General features: G+C 53.6%; 13 protein-coding genes and 3 pseudogenes. 13 read left to right on the top strand and 3 right to left on the bottom strand.

From position 1 onward, the window contains the following. Positions 1-14 precede the first annotated feature (14 nt). From P3339_RS21790 to P3339_RS21735, 12 genes and pseudogenes are all read left to right on the top strand, one after another. Positions 15-884: an N-acetylmuramoyl-L-alanine amidase gene (locus P3339_RS21790; protein WP_353056945.1), complete on the top strand. Its 870-nt coding sequence runs from the start codon at positions 15-17 to the stop codon at positions 882-884. Positions 885-939: 55 nt separating this feature from the next. Further along, positions 940-2,821: pseudogene (mutL, locus tag P3339_RS21785) on the top strand (DNA mismatch repair endonuclease MutL). A gap of 70 nt (positions 2,822-2,891) precedes the next feature. Continuing rightward, a complete protein-coding gene (gene miaA, locus P3339_RS21780) occupies positions 2,892-3,815 on the top strand; it encodes a tRNA (adenosine(37)-N6)-dimethylallyltransferase MiaA (protein WP_040628948.1) in 924 nt (307 codons plus the stop codon). A gap of 189 nt (positions 3,816-4,004) precedes the next feature. Further along, positions 4,005-4,289: an RNA chaperone Hfq gene (gene hfq / locus P3339_RS21775; RefSeq protein WP_020413623.1), complete on the top strand. Its 285-nt coding sequence runs from the start codon at positions 4,005-4,007 to the stop codon at positions 4,287-4,289. A 131-nt stretch (positions 4,290-4,420) separates the two neighbouring features. After that, positions 4,421-5,752 (top strand): ribosome rescue GTPase HflX, encoded by a 1,332-nt coding sequence (hflX, locus tag P3339_RS21770; protein ID WP_020413622.1) that lies wholly within the window; start codon positions 4,421-4,423, stop codon positions 5,750-5,752. Between the two features lie 164 nt (positions 5,753-5,916). After that, positions 5,917-7,059, top strand: coding sequence for an FtsH protease activity modulator HflK (hflK, locus tag P3339_RS21765; RefSeq protein ID WP_020413621.1), 1,143 nt, complete (start codon positions 5,917-5,919; stop codon positions 7,057-7,059). A gap of 11 nt (positions 7,060-7,070) precedes the next feature. Further along, positions 7,071-7,943, top strand: a complete 873-nt coding sequence (gene hflC / locus P3339_RS21760; RefSeq protein ID WP_020413620.1) for a protease modulator HflC — start codon at positions 7,071-7,073, stop codon at positions 7,941-7,943. A 201-nt stretch (positions 7,944-8,144) separates the two neighbouring features. Beyond that, positions 8,145-9,052, top strand: a pseudogene (locus tag P3339_RS21755) (ATP phosphoribosyltransferase regulatory subunit); the annotation flags it as partial. Between the two features lie 6 nt (positions 9,053-9,058). Beyond that, on the top strand, positions 9,059-9,343 hold the full coding sequence (locus P3339_RS23845; RefSeq protein ID WP_502867340.1) for a hypothetical protein: 285 nt from the start codon (positions 9,059-9,061) through the stop codon (positions 9,341-9,343). Positions 9,344-9,454: 111 nt separating this feature from the next. Further along, positions 9,455-10,777 (top strand): adenylosuccinate synthase, encoded by a 1,323-nt coding sequence (locus tag P3339_RS21745; protein WP_282951876.1) that lies wholly within the window; start codon positions 9,455-9,457, stop codon positions 10,775-10,777. A gap of 114 nt (positions 10,778-10,891) precedes the next feature. Continuing rightward, positions 10,892-11,572: a PAQR family membrane homeostasis protein TrhA gene (gene trhA, locus P3339_RS21740; protein ID WP_020413617.1), complete on the top strand. Its 681-nt coding sequence runs from the start codon at positions 10,892-10,894 to the stop codon at positions 11,570-11,572. Between the two features lie 171 nt (positions 11,573-11,743). Next, entirely contained in the window at positions 11,744-12,964 is a 1,221-nt protein-coding gene (locus tag P3339_RS21735; protein ID WP_282951875.1) for a lytic murein transglycosylase, read from the top strand. 4 nt (positions 12,965-12,968) lie between these two features. Here P3339_RS21735 and P3339_RS21730 read toward each other — a convergent pair. From P3339_RS21730 to P3339_RS21720, 3 genes and pseudogenes are all read right to left on the bottom strand, one after another. Continuing rightward, a pseudogene (locus P3339_RS21730) lies at positions 12,969-13,990 on the bottom strand (succinylglutamate desuccinylase/aspartoacylase family protein). A 93-nt stretch (positions 13,991-14,083) separates the two neighbouring features. Then, positions 14,084-17,164, bottom strand: a complete 3,081-nt coding sequence (locus P3339_RS21725; protein WP_282951873.1) for a DUF6531 domain-containing protein — start codon at positions 17,162-17,164, stop codon at positions 14,084-14,086. 23 nt (positions 17,165-17,187) lie between these two features. Beyond that, positions 17,188-18,051 (bottom strand): Stp1/IreP family PP2C-type Ser/Thr phosphatase, encoded by an 864-nt coding sequence (locus P3339_RS21720; RefSeq protein WP_020413613.1) that lies wholly within the window; start codon positions 18,049-18,051, stop codon positions 17,188-17,190. A 191-nt stretch (positions 18,052-18,242) separates the two neighbouring features. Here P3339_RS21720 and P3339_RS21715 point away from each other — a divergent pair, with 191 nt between their 5' ends. Continuing rightward, positions 18,243-18,950: a transposase gene (locus P3339_RS21715; RefSeq protein ID WP_282951872.1), complete on the top strand. Its 708-nt coding sequence runs from the start codon at positions 18,243-18,245 to the stop codon at positions 18,948-18,950. The last annotated feature ends 85 nt before the right edge of the window (positions 18,951-19,035 follow it).

The following is a 19,035-nucleotide window of genomic DNA, read 5'->3' as shown; positions in this document are numbered from 1 at the left end:
GTAGTGAACGAGATATCGTTATTGCTGTAAATGCTGGTCACGGGGGCGAGGATCCGGGGGCTCTAGGTCCTGGAGGTCTGCGGGAGAAGGATGTAGTGCTGGCGATCGCGCGCAAACTTCAGCGGGAACTCGATCGAGAGCGGGGGTTTAGCGCAAAATTGGTAAGAACAGGTGATTATTTTATCCCCCTGAGACAGCGAGTGAAAAAAGGGCGCAAAATGCGCGCTGATTTATATGTCTCGATTCACGCCGATGCCTTTACCCGTAAAGAGGCTCGTGGTGCTGGTGTCTACGCAGTTTCCTCTCGAGGAGCGACCAGTGAGACGGCTCGCTTCTTGGCCCAGCGAGAAAATGAGTCTGATTTAATTGGGGGAGCGGGAGACCTGAGTCTGGATGACAAGGATGATACTCTTGCCGGGGTGTTATTGGACCTGTCGATGACTGCGACTATGAATGCGAGTCTTGACGTTGGTGCCAGCGTACTGAGCTCCCTGGGTAGTTTTACCCATTTGCACAAAAAGAAAGTGGAGCAGGCAAATTTCTCAGAGCTACGTAATCCCGATGTACCTTCAATCCTCGTAGAAACAGGTTTTATCACTAATCCCTATGAGTCTCGACGCTTGAGTGACCCTAAATTCCAGCAGCGCATGGCAGAAAAACTCAGCGAAGGTATAGTGGGCTACTTCAGCCGTCGTCCACCGGCAGGCACTTGGCTAGCAGCTAACCAGGGCACCAAGTCGCGGCGTCATATAATTGCCCGAGGTGAGACACTATCCGGGATAGCTGCGCGGTATAATGTCTCTGTTACAGCCCTAATGAGGGCTAACGGCATTAAAAACTCAGTGATTCGCGTGGGTCAAACCCTGAGTATTCCCTCGGGGTAAGATCGAATTCCATAGCCTTTCAGGCCGGTCAAATAAGCGTTAACAGGCCAGTGTCATGCACGAACGTATCCAGCAATTATCGCCCCGCCTTGCCAACCAAATCGCCGCTGGCGAGGTAGTAGAGCGCCCGGCTTCAGTTATCAAGGAGCTGCTGGAAAACAGTCTCGATGCAGGTGCCACGCGTTTGGAGGTGGATGTCGATAGCGGCGGTATCAAACGTATGAAAGTGCGCGATAACGGTAAAGGTATCGAACGCGAAGACCTGCCTATGGCTCTGGCCCGCCACGCTACTTCAAAGATTCATGTGTTGGAAGACCTCGAGGCTGTAGCGACCCTTGGTTTTCGCGGTGAGGCTCTCGCCAGTATTTCCTCAGTAGCGCGCTTGGCGCTGACCAGCAGCCGTGATGAGAGTGGCAAGGGTTGGCAGGTGAGTGCAGAAGGGCGTGATATGCAGGCGCAGCTATCCCCGGCTGCCCACCCTCGCGGTACCACCGTGGATGTGCGTGATCTATTTTTTAATACCCCTGCGAGACGCAAATTCCTGCGTACCGAGAAGACTGAATTTAACCGCATTGATGACACCATTAAGCGCTTGGCCCTGTCCCGTTTTGATGTCTCCATCAGTTTGCGCCATAACGGCAAAGGAGTGCATAACCTGCGAGCAGGCAGTGGCCGTGTTGAAATGGAACGCCGTGTTGCCCAGGTTTGCGGCCCGGCTTTTATGCAAAATGCCCTGCATATTGATGTGGAACGAAATGGTCTGCGTCTCTGGGGTTGGGTGGCTGAGCCTGCATTCTCACGCTCCCAGGCCGACTTGCAGTTTTTCTATGTCAATGGCCGTGCAATTCGCGACAAGGTAGTGAGCCATGCGGTGCGCCGTGCTTTTGCCGATGTGCTCTATCACGGTCGCCATCCTGCATTTGTACTCTACTTGGAACTGGACCCCGCATCAGTGGATGTTAACGTGCACCCAACCAAGCACGAGGTGCGCTTTCGCGATGGCCGTTTGGTGCATGATTTCCTGTTTGGCAGTTTGCACCGGGCCCTGGCTGATGTGCGACCAGGACAGCGTGAAGAGGCCGTAGAGGAGGCGGCTGAGGATACAGAAGTTGCGAGTGCAGACAGAGTTACTGGTATCCAGGCCGGGGAGTTTGCCGGACAGCAGAAGATGCCGCTGAGCAATAAACCTTCTCCTGGAAACCTGCAGCAGCAGATGAAGGCCTACGGTACTTTGCACCAACCCTATCAAGGGAGTGGAGCGGTGGCTGAGCTTGTAACTAGGGGGGCTGAATCTGGCAGTATGGCAGCGGTGGCACCGGCACCTCTGGGGGGAAGTAAGTTCTGGAGAAGAGGCGCCACCTCTGGGTTTTGCTATTGCCCAGTTGCACGGGATTTACATTCTCGCGCAGAACGAGCAGGGCATGGTTGTGGTGGATATGCATGCCGCCCATGAGCGTATTGTTTACGAGCAGATGAAGGTCGCTCACGCTGCCGGGGGTATCCAGGCCCAGCCGTTACTGGTGCCGGTGAGTCTTGCAGTAAGCCAGCGCGAAGCGGATTGCTTCGAGGAGCGCAGTGAAGTCTTTACGTCTCTTGGCTTTGTATTACAGCGCGCCGGTCCTGAGACCCTGCTGGTGCGCCAAGTGCCTACCATGTTGCATGGCGCGGAGGTGGAGCAGTTGGTGCGTGATGTCCTTTCCGATTTATTGGGGCAGGGTGATAGTGAACGTATCGGTGAGCGCATTAACGAAGTGCTTGGCACCATGGCCTGCCACGGTTCAGTGCGTGCCAATCGCCGTCTGACGGTGCCTGAAATGAATGCCCTGTTACGGGATATGGAGCGCACCGAGCGTAGCGGCCAGTGCAATCACGGCCGCCCCACCTGGACCCAGGTTAAACTGGCAGATATGGATAAGTGGTTTATGCGCGGTCAGTAGCCGTGAACTGGAAGTAGGTGGTGATTTGAACAAGCGCATTTTGGGTGACAAACCCCGCGCAATTTTCCTGATGGGCCCCACGGCATCGGGCAAGACGGATCTGGCAATGGCGCTGGCGGACAATCTGCCGGTGGAGTTGATCAGTGTGGATTCTGCTTTGGTGTATCGAGGTCTGGATCTAGGTTCCGCAAAACCATCCCAGGAAGAGTTAGTGCGCTATCCTCATCGCCTAATCGATATTTGTGATACCAGTGAATCCTATTCCGCAGGTCGATTTCGAAAAGATGCCCTGGAAGCTATGGACGAAATCAGTGCAGCAGGTAAGATCCCTCTTCTGGTAGGCGGAACTATGTTGTATTTCCGTGCTCTCCTGGAAGGTATGGCAAAACTACCTGAAGCCGATGCACAATTGCGTGCAGAAATTGAGGCTCGTGCTGAACAAGAGGGTTGGCCAGCCCTGCACGCAGAGTTGGCTGAAGTGGATCCGGATTTGGCGGCGGAGTTACATCCGAATCACTCGGTACGAATCGAGAGAGGGCTGGAGGTTTACCGTCTCACCGGAGTGCCCATGTCCCAGTTGCGTCGCGAGCAGGCCGGTAGTGGGGTACAGAAACGCTACCAGCTGAGCCAGTTGGCGATTATGCCGAGGGATAGGTTGCTGCTGCACCAGCGTATTGAATTGCGCTTTAAGAGGATGCTTGAAGCCGGGTTTGTCGATGAGGTGCGTGGGCTACGTGCTCGGGATGATTTGCACGAGGACCTCCCGGCGATTCGCGCTGTGGGTTATCGTCAAGTTTGGCATTACCTGGATGGCCGCTGTGATTATGATGAAATGGTTGCGGCGGGTGTTGCGGCTACACGTCAGCTGGCCAAGCGACAGCTGACTTGGTTGCGACGCTGGCCAGACCTGCAAACTTTGTATACTCAGGATGCCGATGGCAGGGTGCGTGAGAATGACGAAATATTGGCGGAAGCCTTGAAATTTCTCGCCTGAGCATCCATAACGTGGTTGGGCTAATAAACGACAAGCTCATTCAGTCAGTTTTCAAAGGGCCGGCCTTTTCCGGCTTACTACTACACTACTTACACGCGTATTCAACCTCAGTCGTTCTTTGATCCGCGCTCTTCGCGGATGCGATTGCGGCCTGCATACCGCATTCAGCTTTTTGACAAGGAGAAAAAGATGTCAAAAGGGCATAGCTTACAAGACCCTTACCTCAACGTACTGCGCAAAGAGCGTATCCCGGTTTCTATCTATCTGGTAAACGGCATCAAGCTCCAAGGGCAAATTGAATCTTTCGACCAGTTTGTGGTGTTACTAAAAAACACCGTTAGCCAAATGGTCTATAAGCACGCTATTTCCACTGTTGTTCCGTCCCGAGCTGTGCGTGTGCCCTTGCTGAATCCGGCGGCACAACACGGTGGTGAAGGTAACGGTGAGGGCGGAGAGCGCGAATCCTTTAGCTGATAAGCCACCTATTTTGACCAGCGCCTCTTTACGAGGGGTGCCTGCAGCGGGTGAGCCCTGAATGACTTGCCCACTGCCACTTCAGTCTGGAAGGTGGATTGCTGTCCACTTCCGCATATAGAGATTTCCCATTGTTTTTCGATCGACCGGAATCCGGTGAGCTGGCGGTGCTGGTTCACCTAGAACTCTCCGCAATCGACAGTCCCGAAGACCCTCGTGAATTTGAGGAGTTGGCCCTCTCTGCCGGAGCAGATCCGGTCAGTTTTATTTTTGGCCAGCGCGCAACGCCGGACCCGAAAACTTTTGTCGGGCGCGGTAAGCTGGAAGAAATTCGCCAGGTGGTAAAAGAGCAGGGCGCGGAGCTTGTGATCTTTGATCACATTCTTTCTCCTAGTCAGGAGCGCAATATTGAGCGTGAGTTGAAATGTCGGGTGCTAGACCGTACAGGACTGATCCTGGACATTTTTGCCCAGCGCGCACGTACTCATGAGGGTAAGTTACAGGTAGAGTTGGCACAGCTACGCCATATGGCTACCCGGCTTGTGCGCGGTTGGACTCACTTGGAGCGCCAGAAGGGTGGTATTGGCCTGCGTGGACCAGGTGAAACGCAGCTGGAAACTGACCGCCGCTTGTTGCGTGCGAGGATTGATTCTATCGAAAAGCGCCTGGAGAAAGTCAGGCGACAGCGGGAGCAGGGCCGGCGCGCGCGCTCCCGTGCGGATGTGGCCACGGTATCCTTGGTGGGTTATACCAATGCCGGCAAGTCCACTCTGTTTAATCGCCTCACCGATGCAGAAGTTTATGTGCGTGACCAGCTGTTCGCTACGCTGGACCCGACCATGCGCCGGGTTGAATTACCCAATGTTGGCGCCATGGTATTGGCTGACACGGTTGGTTTTGTCTCCCATTTGCCTCATAAACTGGTCGAGGCATTTCGTGCCACGCTAGAGGAGGCTGCTCAGGCAACCCTGTTACTGCATGTGGTAGATGCCTCGGCAGAAGACCGTCTGCATCTGATAGAGGAGGTGCAGAATGTTCTCGAAGAAATTGGCGCAGCGGACCTGCCACAGCTGTTGGTGTATAACAAAATTGACCTCCTGGCCGATTGTGAGCCCCGTATCGATCGTGATGAGGATGGTATACCGCGCGCGGTATGGCTATCCGCAGCTACTGGAGCAGGATGTGAGCTTCTGATAGAGGCTATTGCTGAACGCTTGGGAGAACAGATGGTGCGTGGTCTGTTGGTGGTAAAACCTCAACAGTCCCGACTGCGAGCACAGCTTTACCAGGTTAACGCAATCCAAAGTGAGGTGTATCGCGATAATGGCGACTGTGAATTAGAGCTGCTGTTGCCGCGTAGCGACTTCCAGCGCCTGCTGGCCCAGTTTACCGTCGATGGTGAGGGCCCCGAGTGGTTACCACAAGAATGTGAGGGGGAGGACAATGGAGAGGCAGAATATTAGCGCTCCTGGTGTCATAGTGTTGGTGCTATAGAGAAAGGTTTCTGCGCAACTACGGTTGCGACAAACTTGCCACCAGTTGAGTCCTGGCGGCAATATTTTGCCGGCGGGGGATGCTAGAATCCGCCGGAGACAAAGCTTAAATGATCAGAGTTGGAGTAAGTTAGATGGCCTGGAATGAGCCGGGTGGTAAAGATAAAGACCCGTGGGGTGGTGGCGGTGGCAATCGCAATAATGATGGACCGCCGGACCTTGATGAACTATTTCGTAAAGTCCAGCAAAAGTTAGGTGGTCTGTTTGGAGGCGGTAGCCCCAGTACTGGTACAGGCAACTTTCCTTGGATGCTGGTGATTGGTGTCGCCGTATTAATCTATGCGGGCCTGGGAATCTATCAGGTGAACGCCAATGAACAGGCAGTAGTATTACGCCTGGGTAAGTACCACTCTACAGAATCTGCGGGATTGCACTGGAATCCGCCCCTGATTGATAGTGTCACTAAGGTCAATATGACCGAGGTGCGTACTGAGCGTACGACAGGTCAGATGCTGACGGAAGACGCCAATATCGTTGAAGTCGTATTGACCGTGCAATGGCAGGTTGGTGATGCGGAATCCTTTGTTCTGCGTGTGCGCGATCCTGTGAAGAGCCTGCAAGAGGCCACGGACAGTGCCCTGCGCCATGTGGTCGGCTCCTTGACCTTAAACGGCGTTATCTCTCAAAACCGTACCCAGGTATCCACAGATACCCAACAGCGTCTTCAGGAGTACCTCGATCTTTACCAGACGGGAATTCGTGTCGATGTGGTTAACCTGACTGATGCCAAGGCGCCGCGCGAAGTTCAGGATGCGTTTGACGATGTTACCAAGGCTCGTGAAGACGAGGTACGTTTGCAGAATGAAGCCCAGGCCTATGCAAACCAGGTGATTCCGGTGGCCCGTGGTCAGGCCCAGCGGATTATTGAAGAGGCAGAAGGCTATAAGGCCCGCGTAGTGGAGAGTGCCCGCGGTGAGGCGGTTCGCTTCGAGAAATTGCTGGCTGAATATGAGCGTGCCCCGGAAGTGACCCGCGAGCGTCTCTACCTGGATGCGGTCCAGGAGGTGATGTCCAGCACCTCGAAAGTGATGGTGGATGTCGAAGGTGGCAATAACATGATGTATTTGCCATTGGACAAGTTGGCCCAGGAAAGCACCAGCAAGGCGGTACAGCGCAAAGACACCTCACCGATCGTGATTGAGGAAGTCTACCAGCGCATTGTCGAGCGTTTGCGCCAGGATGCTGCCAATGGCCGTCGCAGCCAGTCTGTCCGCTAGGAGGTGATGGAATGAACAACAAGACTTTGGGAATCATTGCCATACTGCTGGTTGGCATACTGGTGGTATCTTCCAGCGCTTTTGTGGTGAAGGAAACTGAAAAGGGCGTACTGCTGCGATTTGGTGAACTGATACGCACCTATAACGAACCGGGACTTTATTTCAAAATCCCGTTTGCAGAGAAACTGCGCAAATTTGATGCGCGTATCCAGACTGTGGACTCCAGCCCGGTGCGTATGCTTAATAGCGAAAACAAGTTCATGATGGTGGACTCGTATGCTAAGTACCGTATCTCCGATGTGAGCAAGTTTTACATCGCAACCCGTGGTGATGAGCGCAACGCTGTTCGCCTGCTGTCCGAGCAGATCAATGACCGATTACGTAACCAGTTTGGTGTGCGAGACCTGCACGAAGTGGTCAGTGGTGAGCGCGATGAGCTGATGGCAGAGATCACAAAAAACCTGAATCAGGTAGCGCAGAAAAACCTCGGTGTGGAAGTGATTGATGTGCGTGTTAAGCGTATTGACCTGCCACCGGAAGTGTCCGAATCAGTGTTCCAGCGTATGCGCGCCGGACGTGAGCTGGAAGCACGGGATCACCGCGCTAAAGGCCAGGAAGCCAGTGAGCGCATCCGCGCTAATGCCGACCGCCAAAAAGTGGTTATTGAGTCTGAGGCCTATCGCCAGTCTGAGGAGTTGCGTGGTGCCGGCGATGCAGAAGCTGCGGCTATTTATGCCTCGGCTTACAACAAGAACCCCGAGTTCTATCGCTTTACCCGCAGCTTGCAGGCGTACAAAGAGTCTTTCCAGAGTAAATCGGACATGCTATTGGTGGACCCGGACAGTGAATTTTTCCGCTATCTGAAGGATCCTAAAGGGCAATAAACCTTATTAGGGGTTAAACGGCAGCTGATTACTCATTTCAGCTCGCCGTTTTCGGCGAATCCAATCTGTCGTCATCAATACCCCCAATAGCCCTACCTTCCCAGCAGCACTTGATGCTAAAATCACGCAAACCGGGCCTAGCCCGGTTTTTTTGTGGAAGCTGCTGGCTCGCCTTATTAACCCTGATAAACCCGTTTCACCATGACTCAAGCTGATCGCTGGATGTTGCCGGATGGCATCGCGGAAATTTTGCCTGCGGATGCCATTCAGGTTGAGACCCTGCGCCGCCAACTGCTGGACCTCTACTCCTGCTGGGGGTACGAGTTGGTAATACCGCCAATGCTGGAATTCACCGAATCCCTGTTGATCGGGATGGGGCGTGATGTGGATCTGAGTACCTTCAAGGTTACTGATCAGATCTCCGGCCGCACTCTCGGTATTCGCGCTGATATCACTCCGCAAACCGCGCGTATTGATGCGCACAGTTTTCCCCGCGTAGGCGCTAACCGCCTGTGCTATGCGGGTCATGTTCTCTATACCCGACCGCGTACTGCTATGGGCTCGAGGGCTCCAATTCAGGTTGGTGCGGAGCTGTTTGGTGTGGATAGCCTCAGTGGTGATATAGAGGTGATCTCCCTGATGCTGGAGAGCCTGCAGGTCGCTGGGATTGAACAGATTTACCTGGACCTGGGCCATGTTGCCATTTACCGCAGTCTTGCCGAGGCGGCAGGATTGGGTGAGGTTCAGCAGGATGAGTTGTCGGCGCTGCTACAGAACAAGGCGAGTGCCGATGTGCATAGTTGGGTCGCTGCAAACGTTGCAGATGCGCAGGTAGCGAACTGGTTGCAAGCGCTACCTGGCCTTGCCGGGGTTCGGACTGCTTGGAGAGAGCCCGCGAGTTGCTTAGCGGCGCTCCAGAGCCGCTCCTGGCAGCGCTATCCGACTTGTACCAAGTCGCCGAGGCGCTGGGAGAGCGCTACCCGATGGTAGAGCTGTTTTTTGATTTGAGCGAAGTGCGTGGTTACGACTATGAAACCGGATTGGTTTTTGCTGCCTATAGTCCGGGCCATGGCCAAGCCCTTGCTAATGGTGGGCGTTACAACGGTATAGGTGCTGTGTTCGGACGGGATCGTCCGGCTACTGGCTTTAGTAGTGATTTAGTGGCCCTGAATACCTTGGGTAATAGAGCTGAGCCCAAGGGTGGCGCCATTCTCGCGCCGGAAGTCAGTGGCCCGGACGGTGTTGGACTTTGGCATGCAGTTGATGAGTTGCGCAGGCAGGGAGAGGTAGTAATCGCTACCTTGTCCGACGGCGCGGACAGTGATCTCCACTCGCGTTGCGACCGCGAGCTGGTGCTCGAAAGTGGTTCCTGGATAGTAAAAAGCCGCGGGACTGATTGAGGGCGGGCGCAGTGGAAGTGCCAGTATAGGTGCGGTGTTCACCGCAAGATCCATTGATGTCGGGGGCTCCAAGCACCCGCCGAGAGAAACCTGAGTTAGAGATTTATACAGATGGGCAAGAACGTAGTAGTGCTGGGAACCCAGTGGGGTGATGAAGGCAAGGGCAAAATTGTCGATTTGCTGACAGAGCAGGTCTCCCTGGTAGTGCGCTTTCAGGGCGGACACAACGCCGGCCACACGCTAGTGATCGATGGTGAAAAAACCGTACTGCACCTGATTCCCTCCGGTATCCTGCGCCCCAGCGTAACCTGCCTCATTGGCAACGGCGTGGTGCTATCCCCTGAAGCGTTGCTCAAGGAAATGAAGGCGCTGGAAGAGCGCGGTGTACCTGTGCGTGAACGCCTGCGTCTGTCGCCGGCTTGTCCACTGATCCTCCCAGTGCATGTGGCACTGGACCAGGCTCGTGAAAAAGCCCGCGGCGACAAGGCAATTGGCACCACCGGCCGGGGTATTGGTCCTGCCTATGAGGACAAGGTGGCTCGCCGTGGCTTGCGACTCGGCGACCTGTGTAATTGGGAAAGTTTCTGCAGCCAGCTCAAAGAGCTGATCGATTACCACAACTTTGCTCTGACCCAGTATTACCAAGTGGCGCCGGTGAGTTACGAAGAGACTTTGGAGGAGGCGAAGATCTGGCGTGAACAGCTGATGCCGATGATTACCGACGTTGCGGATCACCTGCATAAGACCCGTGAACAAGGTGAACATATTCTGTTTGAAGGCGCTCAGGGTTCGCTGTTAGATATCGATCACGGCACTTACCCCTATGTAACCTCCTCCAATACCACTGCAGGTGGAACCGCTACAGGTTCTGGCTTTGGTCCACTTTATCTCGATTACGTTCTGGGTATTACCAAGGCTTACACCACCCGTGTTGGTAGCGGCCCGTTCCCAACTGAACTGGCCTGCGAAGTGGGCCGTCATCTGGGCGAGAAAGGCCACGAGTTTGGTGCCACTACCGGCCGCCAGCGCCGTACAGGTTGGTTTGATGCGGTGGCGGTACGCCATGCAATTCGTATCAACAGTATCTCGGGCCTGTGTTTGACCAAGTTGGATGTGCTCGATGGTCTTGAGGAAGTGAAAATCTGCATTGGTTACCGCAATAGTGCCGGTGAAGAAGTTCCGGTGCCCTTCGATGCCGCCGGCTGGGAGGGAGTTGAGCCAGTTTATGAAAGCATGCCCGGCTGGGAAGAGACCACAGAAGGTGCACGCCGTGAGTCAGATCTGCCGGCCAATGCCAAGGCCTATATAGCCCGCATTGAAGAGCTGGTTGGTGCGCCTGTAGATATTGTTTCTACCGGACCTGACAGAAATGAGACCATTGTTCGCGCTTCTTCCGCTCTGTGTGAAATGGGAATCCATAACGCCAGCGAATAAGTGGTTATGGTCCGGTTGTGAACCCCTGGTCTGATCCTGGCCTTGCTATTTTAGGTGAGGCCTCTGATCATTAGACCTGATTCAAGTTATTGGTCGAGTGCCGTTGATGTGCTTATGACCAGAATTCAGCCGGGCCAATTTATGACTTCGACCGTTTCCGTTGCCAGCCGCTATAGCTTCGCAGAAGAGATTGCCAATAGCGTTACTCACGGTGTCGGGGCCCTACTGGCTATCGCCGGCCTGGGTGTTCTCACAGGTTTCGCCGCATTGCGCGGTGATGCTTGGCATATCGTCAGCTCTAGCGTTTACGCCTCTACACTGATTCTCTGCTTCCTTGCCTCGACTCTGTACCATGCTGTCAGTCATATCGGTGCCAAGGCGATCTTGCGTACCCTGGATCACTCTTCAATTTTCCTTTTAATAGCGGGGACTTATACGCCGTTCACCCTGGTGACTCTCCGCGGTCCATGGGGTTGGTGGTTATTTGGGATTATCTGGGGACTGGCACTGCTCGGGTTGATAATTCAGTTCACCCCGCTGAAAAAAATTCGCGCCCTGTCTATCACTTTAAGCGCCTTAATGGGCTGGGTAGTTATCGCTGCAATCAAGCCACTGGCGAATAGTCTTGAGACTGGTGGTTTGTGGCTGCTGGTTTTGGGTGGGCTCTGTTATACAGGTGGTATCGCTTTCTACCTGTGGCGCAGTCTGCGTTTCCATCATGCGATCTGGCACTTGTTTGTACTGGCAGGAGGGATCTTGCACTTCTTTGCAGTTCTTTTCTATGTAATCCCATAGTTTTGTGGCCCTGACAACAGGGCTGTGACACAAGCAGAACTTTCCCGCAGGTTTATCTGTCAACATTGATGACTGGTCGGGCGGATGACACCATTTGATAAATCCGCCTTTCGGAAAAGAGAGGCTCGTCCTAACCTTGAGCGAGCAAAAAGTTGTGTCAAAGGTACTCTCATGCCCAGATTGTCCAGGTTCCCCATGCTTTCCTATTTTCTCGCCCTATACCTGGCGCTGATATCGCTAGGTGTTCAGTCAGCAGATAAGCCGGACCCGGCCTTTGAGAAATGGGTTCGGGACTTTCGCCAGACGGCGATAAAGAGTGGTATTTCCCCCCAGGTTTATGATCAGGCATTTAAGGGCATAACCTCTCCTGACCAGTGGGTATTGGATCGTGCCAGCTACCAGCCCGAATTCAAGGCACCAGTATGGCAGTATTTCGACAACAGGGTACAGAAACGAGCTATAGAGCGGGGTAAGCAGGAAAAAGAGAAGATGAAGCCCTGGCTCGACAAGATCCAAAAGCGCTTTGGAGTTGACCCAGATATCCTTTTGGCGATCTGGTCGGTGGAGTCGAGTTTTGGTGGCATCCTCGGTAATGACAAAGTCATGCGTAGTGTGATCCGGTCCCTGGCTACCCTTGCCTACGCAGACCCTCAGCGCAAGAAGTTTGGTCGCCAGCAGTTACTCGCGGCTTTGAAGATATTACAGGCCGGGGATGTCGAGGGGCAGCACCTGTTGGGGTCCTGGGCCGGGGCCATGGGGCACACCCAGTTTATCCCCACCAGTTATCAAGCCTATGCGGTAGATATTGATGGCGATGGCAAACGTGATATCTGGAATTCGGTGCCAGATGCACTGGCTACAGCGGCGAACCTGCTGTCGAGCAATGGGTGGCAAAAGGGCAAGCCCTGGGGCTATGAGGTCACTATACCCTCGCGCAAGATGCCGGGAGGTAAGTTGACTGTAGCAGAGTGGGAAAAGCTCGGGGTCAAACGCGCCAATGGTGAATCATTCCCAAATAAGAAAGCTGTGGCAGAGCTGAAGCTGCCGGATGGACGTAACGGCCCCGCCTTTCTGGTTTTCAAAAACTTCTTTGTACTGAAGCGCTACAACAACTCCGATCGTTATGCGACCGCTATTGGCCTTTTGGCGGATCGCATCGGTGGCGCACCACCTCTGGTAAAGGACTGGAATCGACCCTTTACCCCACTCGATGGCAGCCAGGTGGAAGAGTTACAGAAGTTGCTGAAACAGAAGGGGTTTTATACAGGTGAAGTCGATGGTAAGGCCGGCCCTGGCACGCGCAAGGCTATTCGGGAGTTTGAAAAACGCGCTGGTGTCGAAGTGAAAGGGTTTCCCAGTAAGGAAGTACTGGAGTTATTACAGCAGCAATAGCGCCCTAGAAATTTTCGTCTGGCAGCAGGCTGTCCTGAAGCAATTCGAGGTTTTCAACTACTTCCTGAGGCTTGCGGAAATAGGCGATGTGATACATCGCCTCGCCCTCGAGCACCAGGGGAATGTTCTGCTTGCCAATAATGATCCCCTCCCCGTTAGATCGCACCTGGTCGAGCTCCTTGCCGTAAGGGTCAGTAATAGTGGCTAGTAATTCGCCCTCGTATATGTGATCCCCCAGAGCCTTGATATGTTTTGCGATACCACTATCTCCAGCACGCAGCCAACCGCTGCTACGGGCAATAAACGGTTCTATCGAATTGCCACTGCGGCCTTTTGGCAGCATTTCCAGGTGCCGCATTACGTTGATTACGCCCTTGACCCCTGCGCGAATACACAATTCATCAAAACGCAGCGCTTCGCCCGCTTCATAAAGCAGGATTCTTACTCCAAGATCGGCGGCGGCCTGGCGCAGGGAACCATCGCGGATGGAGGCGTTGAGCAGTACCGGTACACCAAAAGCTCTGGCCATGGCACGAGTGTCGGTATCGTCCAGGTTGGCGCGGACCTGAGGTAAGTTGCTGCGGTGCGCAGCGCCGGTGTGAAGGTCGATGCCGTAATCACATTTGGCCACTATCTCCCGCAGGAATACATAGGCCATACGAGCGGCCAGGGAGCCCTTGGCTGAGCCGGGGAAAGATCGATTCAGGTCGCGCCGATCGGGTAAGTAGCGAGTGTGTTGAAGCACGCCGTAGACATTGACCATGGGAACAGCAATCAGAGTGCCACGCAGGGACTTGAGGCCGCGGCTCTGAATCAGGCGGCTGATTATCTCGATGCCATTAAGTTCATCTCCGTGTACCGCCGCACAGACAAAAATTGTAGGGCCGGTCCGCTTGCCGCGCTGTACATAGACAGGGATTGCCATATCCGTATTGGTATACAGGCTAACCACTGGCAGGTTTATACGACGGGACTCCCCCTGGCCACTTCAATACCGCCGATTTCAAAGTCCGGGGAATCTCGCATATCTCAGCCACTCTATTGGACTTAATTGATTGTAGAGGGCGGAAGGGGAAGCCCTGTGGAGTCTTCCCGATAGGTTGTATCAGGCCACTGACCTTAAAGTTTGGCCAGAGAAGAGTCGGGTGTCGAGCGGGCAAAAACCTGGGTGCCATTCAACCAAATATTCAGCGCCGGGTTCCAATATCCTGAGGTATGGTACCAGAGGCCGGTTTCGATATCGGCAATGAGGTTGGCACCACGCCAGGGGCTGGGTTCCTGGCCAAAGCCGCGGTTGGCAGTAACTCCGGCCTCGCTGCCGCGGGACCATTGTATCGAGCCCTGCGACTCAAAAATGGCCAGGGGCTTGCCCTCCGGATCGGTCAAATAGTGCTCGCTGGTACCTGAACTCCAGTGGCAGAGAAGTGAGCCGCTCAAGGGGTGTTGTATCCAGTGTCCGATACCGCGTGATTTTCCATCAATCTGGTGTGCTTCCGCCCAGATGCCAAGTCCGCTCCAGCTGGTAGTCACACGGCGTTGGCGTGTCGACTTGCGATGGGTACAGGTTTTACTCAGACGGCGCCCAAACGGGTCATAGCGGAAATAGGTTTTGAACTCACCACACTCTGCGGTACTCATCAGACCCCAGCCATCGTACTGGTATTGGTAGTCCTTGCGCCCGGGAATCTCCCGCTCAATGGTGATATTGCCGCGTTTATCTCGCTCGATATGTGCCTGGGCGAATCCAGCCTGGCGAATAGGCGTCGTGAGTTGCAGCGGCGCTTGTCGATCAAATTGCCAGGTTAAGGCGAGGCCACTGTCCAGGGCTGCTAGCCGGCCTGCGTCAAATTTATAGGTGCTGCGAATATCCCCCTGGACATGTATATGGTTTTGTCCGTCTATTTCAGTGCGGAGGATTGGCTCACCATTGGCGTCAATACCGTACAGGGAACCACAAGGTGTCAGGGTAAAGGCTAGATCGAGATTATCGGAGCTGGCACTTTTCAGCCATCCGCGTGAGTCGTACTGATATCTCAGGCTGAAATCGCGAACGTCACTACTGTCGTGGTTCTCGGCGATCACCCGGTTGCGCTGGTCGTATTTAAAACGCACGGAAGAGTGTAAATTGTTGGCCTGGATCAGGCGCTGGTGCGCATCGTAATGAAATTCACTGCTCTGGCCGTTGTTGTTTCGGATTCCGGCAATGGAGCCATTTTCATTGTAATTAAAATACCAGCGGCAGTCGTTGTCGCAGTATTCGCTGATGCTGCCATCAGTATTGTAGTGCCAGCGCAATTGGCGTTTATCCGGTGTGTGAAATGAGACTAACTGGCCGATGGGGTCGTAGTGCCAGCGGTAGCTCCCTTTAGCAGTATCCAACTGGGTTAACTGGCCGTGGGCATTGCAGTGCAGTTCCCAGCTGTTGCCATCGGCAAATTGGATCTGGCATATATTGCCGGCACTATCGTATTCGCAGTGCAGGCTCTGGCTGTTGCCGGCGTGAATTGCGTAGGGTAGTCCCCGCTCTGAGTAATCCAGGCCATATTGGTGCATGCCAATTCGGGACTCACGCAATTCACCTTCCGGACCATAGCGCCATTCGCACCAAGTGTCCTCATTGACAACCAGTGCACTCATTCGCTGCCAGTGATCGTACTCAAACCCCCAAACTTTATCCCCGTAGCGTACGGTTTGCAGCTGACCCTGCCCATCCCAGGTGAAGTCCACCCGGCCGCCCTCAGGGTCGACGATCTGCGTCAACTGCCCGCGATCGCTGTAGAGGAATTTCCACTCCTGTTTTCCTGGGTCGACGATTGTCAGCGGCCGGCCTTTATCACTAAAGCGATACAGCCATGGCTGGTCCCCATTGAGTAGTATGCCTTCGGGGAAGCCGTTCTCATCGTATTGATAACGATTGCTGGTGCCTGCGCAAGTGCTGCGTCGGATTCGTCCCAATTCATCGTAGCGGAGGAAGGTGTTCAGCCCATCTGCTCCGATATGTTGGCAGAGATTGCCGTAGGTGTCATAGAGCCAACTGCACTGGCGCTGGCCCTGGACTTCATGAATCAGTTGGCCGAAGCGATCAAAGCGAAGCTGCTGTGATTCCCTGTCGATGGTTTCTACAAGGCAGGTATTGTGCGTGTGCTGCCAGCTGAGGAGGGTCTCTGTCTCCTCTCTTCTCAACTTATGGCAGCGGCCCTGGTGGTCGTACTCAAACTGGGTACTGCCATTTCGGCTGCTGTGCGCCTCAACCAGAGAGAGATCATGGTAACTGTAGTGTTCCCTCTCGCGACCCCGGGAAACACCAGTGAGCAGCCCACCGTGAAAATCGTAAGCACACAAAGTTTGTTGCTCTTCAGGGGCGTGGCTGTTGAGCAGCCTGCTAATGCGACCACCGTGGCTGTGGAATTCCAGTACCCGTCCCCAGGAGCTTACAATTTTCCTGGGCAGTCCCTCGCTGTAGTCGATGGTCAGGGCATTGCCAAACTGATCCCGGATTTCGGTAAGAGGCAGGGCGCTGTTGACCCCGTCGGCTCGAAAAATTTTGTGAGGCTCGCTAAATGCCGTGAGGCGATAGCTATGCAGGCTCTGGCGAAACAGCAGCAGGCGCTCAAAACGGTTGTAACAACCGTGGCCAATCGCGGGCAGTTGAAAGTGGACCCTACGCCCCTCCGCAGTGTGTAATTCGACGGTATTGCCCTGTACTGACAGTTTTTCGCTAAGGGAGTGGCGCCAGCCGGTGCCGATGCCACAGTCGTCGCTAATTGAGGAGCGATAGTAGCGTTTCCATTGGAAGGGCAGTGGGCCCGGTAGTGCTAAGTCAATGCTTTCGAAAGCCAGCTCGCCACTTGCCCCGTTAACCCAGCCCTCAATGCGCAGGCTGCGCTGCATTGGCGGGACACAGGTGTCGAGGGGATTGACTCCGGGAATATTGATCAGGCTTGTCGGGCCATCGCCGATACCGGGAAGTAATTGCCCCGCAGGTGCTGAGGCGAGGGTGTAGGTATTAACTGATACGTCAGGAGCCTGTGGCCACAACGGGTGGATATGATCGGTAGTATCGGTTGGTGAAAGTAAGTTCTGAATTTCAGCCAGCCAAAGGCAAGCCGCGGCCGGGTCCCCCTGTGAGAAAGTAACAGGGGGAGGGCTAAGGGTTTTGAACAGGTTGGGTACTAGCTGGGTGAGACGTTCCGGTGTCATGCTTCAGCTTCCGGCAAACAGGTTTAGCGTTGTGATTTACGGATAGTCACATCAGGTGACTGCGGTCTTTGAGTCACACTCTGCTCTTGTGCGAGCATCTGTGGCATAGATTGGGAGGAGTATTCGAGGATGCCTGCACTGATATTGTCTCGTCCCCCCAGTCTGTTGGCATCGTCGATAAAGCGGTATACGCATTCCAGAGCGGGGCGATGAGTGGCAAGGACCCGCTCGATTGCATGGTCGTCCAGATATTCAGTTAGGCCATCACTACATACAAGCAGCAGCGCGTTTTCAGTTAGTTTCCAACTGTTAATTTCTGCTTCCACACTGCTGGAGATACCCAGGGCGCGGGTAATATGATTGCGCACATTGGACTGCTTGGCCTGTTCCGGGGTCATTTGACCGCTATCGACCATTTCCTGTACCACGCTGTGATCTCGTGTAAGGCGCTGTAACCCGTAGTTGTTCCATAAATACGCCCTTGAATCCCCTATATGGGCAACGATCAGGAAGTCGCGCCACATAACTGCAACAACAATAGTTGTTCCCATTTTGGAAAATTGGGGGTTCATATTTTTGGTATTCAGAAGCGCACTATTGGCATTGTTGATGGCATCAATCAGGGTCGCGCGTAAAATCAGTTGTTGCTGTTCAGGTGTGCAGGAAATAAAGGTGTGTTCAAGCAGATTGTCCAGGTGGGATTGAATGGTCTCAGCCGCGATTTTGCTTGCTGTGGCACCGCCCGTATAGCCTCCCATACCGTCGGCTACGACCATGTAGGCGAAGGGTTTATCCGCGCTAGCATGCCAGCGGATGCTATCTTCATTTTCCTCGCGAACTTGACCGATGTCAGTGCGCCCGTTGACCGCCAGACTTATCTGATCCATGTCTGGTGCAACTCCCCTTTATTAAATAGCAATAAAATGCGGCGTAACATTATTACAACCGAATAACCAGTTCTTATGTTAACTTGGCCGCAGACTAAGTTTGAAATTTTTTTCCTTGGTTTGCGATAATAAAACCTTTAATCATCACTAGAAAAGGCACTGCGCCTGTTTAATAAGGATTCGCTGGCAAAATGCCCCGTTTGCCTAGGCTCAATCTGATAAATATTCCCCAGCACATAGTGCAGGTTGGTCACAATAACCTGCCTTGTTTCTTTGATGAGGAAGATTATCAATATTATTTGATTAGTTTGCGTAATGCCGCTGACCAGTACAGCGTAGATGTTCACGCATACGTTTTGTTACCCAATATGATCCAGATTATTGCGTCGCCACGGATTCCCGATGGAATATCCTCAATGATGCAGTCCCTGGGGCGTCGCTACGTCCAGTTTGTAAATCACCGTTACAAACGCTCCGGTACCCTCTGGAGAGGGCGCTATAAATCAAGCCTGATTGACTCCGATGCCTACCTGCTGACCTGTTACAGGTATGTCGAGTTGCGCCCTCTCTATCTGGGATTGGCGGACTCCCTTGGGAACTACCAATGGTCGAGTTTTAATCATCATGTGAACGATAAACATGACCATTTGATTAAGGATCACCATTTATACACCGCCCTGGGAGAAAGTGCTCAGGAGCGTGCTCAGGCATACAGAAAACTTTTCCGTTACAGCTTTGATAGACGTCTGCTCGATTACATTGCAGAAACCATTAAATTAGGGCATGTATTGGGTGGCGATGCGTTTAAAGAGAAAATTGAACAAATTGCGAATCAGCGAGTACGGCCATTAAAGCGAGGCCGTCCCAGAAAGACAAAAAAATCGAAAAAGAAGCTATAGAAACCGAATAAATAAAAACGCATGATGGGTACAGGGAAGTAGCGCTAATCGCTGCGTAGTTTTTGCCGCCATTGGAATCTTAAAA

Source organism: Microbulbifer sp. MLAF003 (genome assembly GCF_030012965.1).
Lineage (GTDB): Bacteria > Pseudomonadota > Gammaproteobacteria > Pseudomonadales > Cellvibrionaceae > Microbulbifer > Microbulbifer variabilis.
Note: the sequence above shows the minus strand (reverse complement) of the source record. Positions and strands in the feature narration are given on the sequence as shown.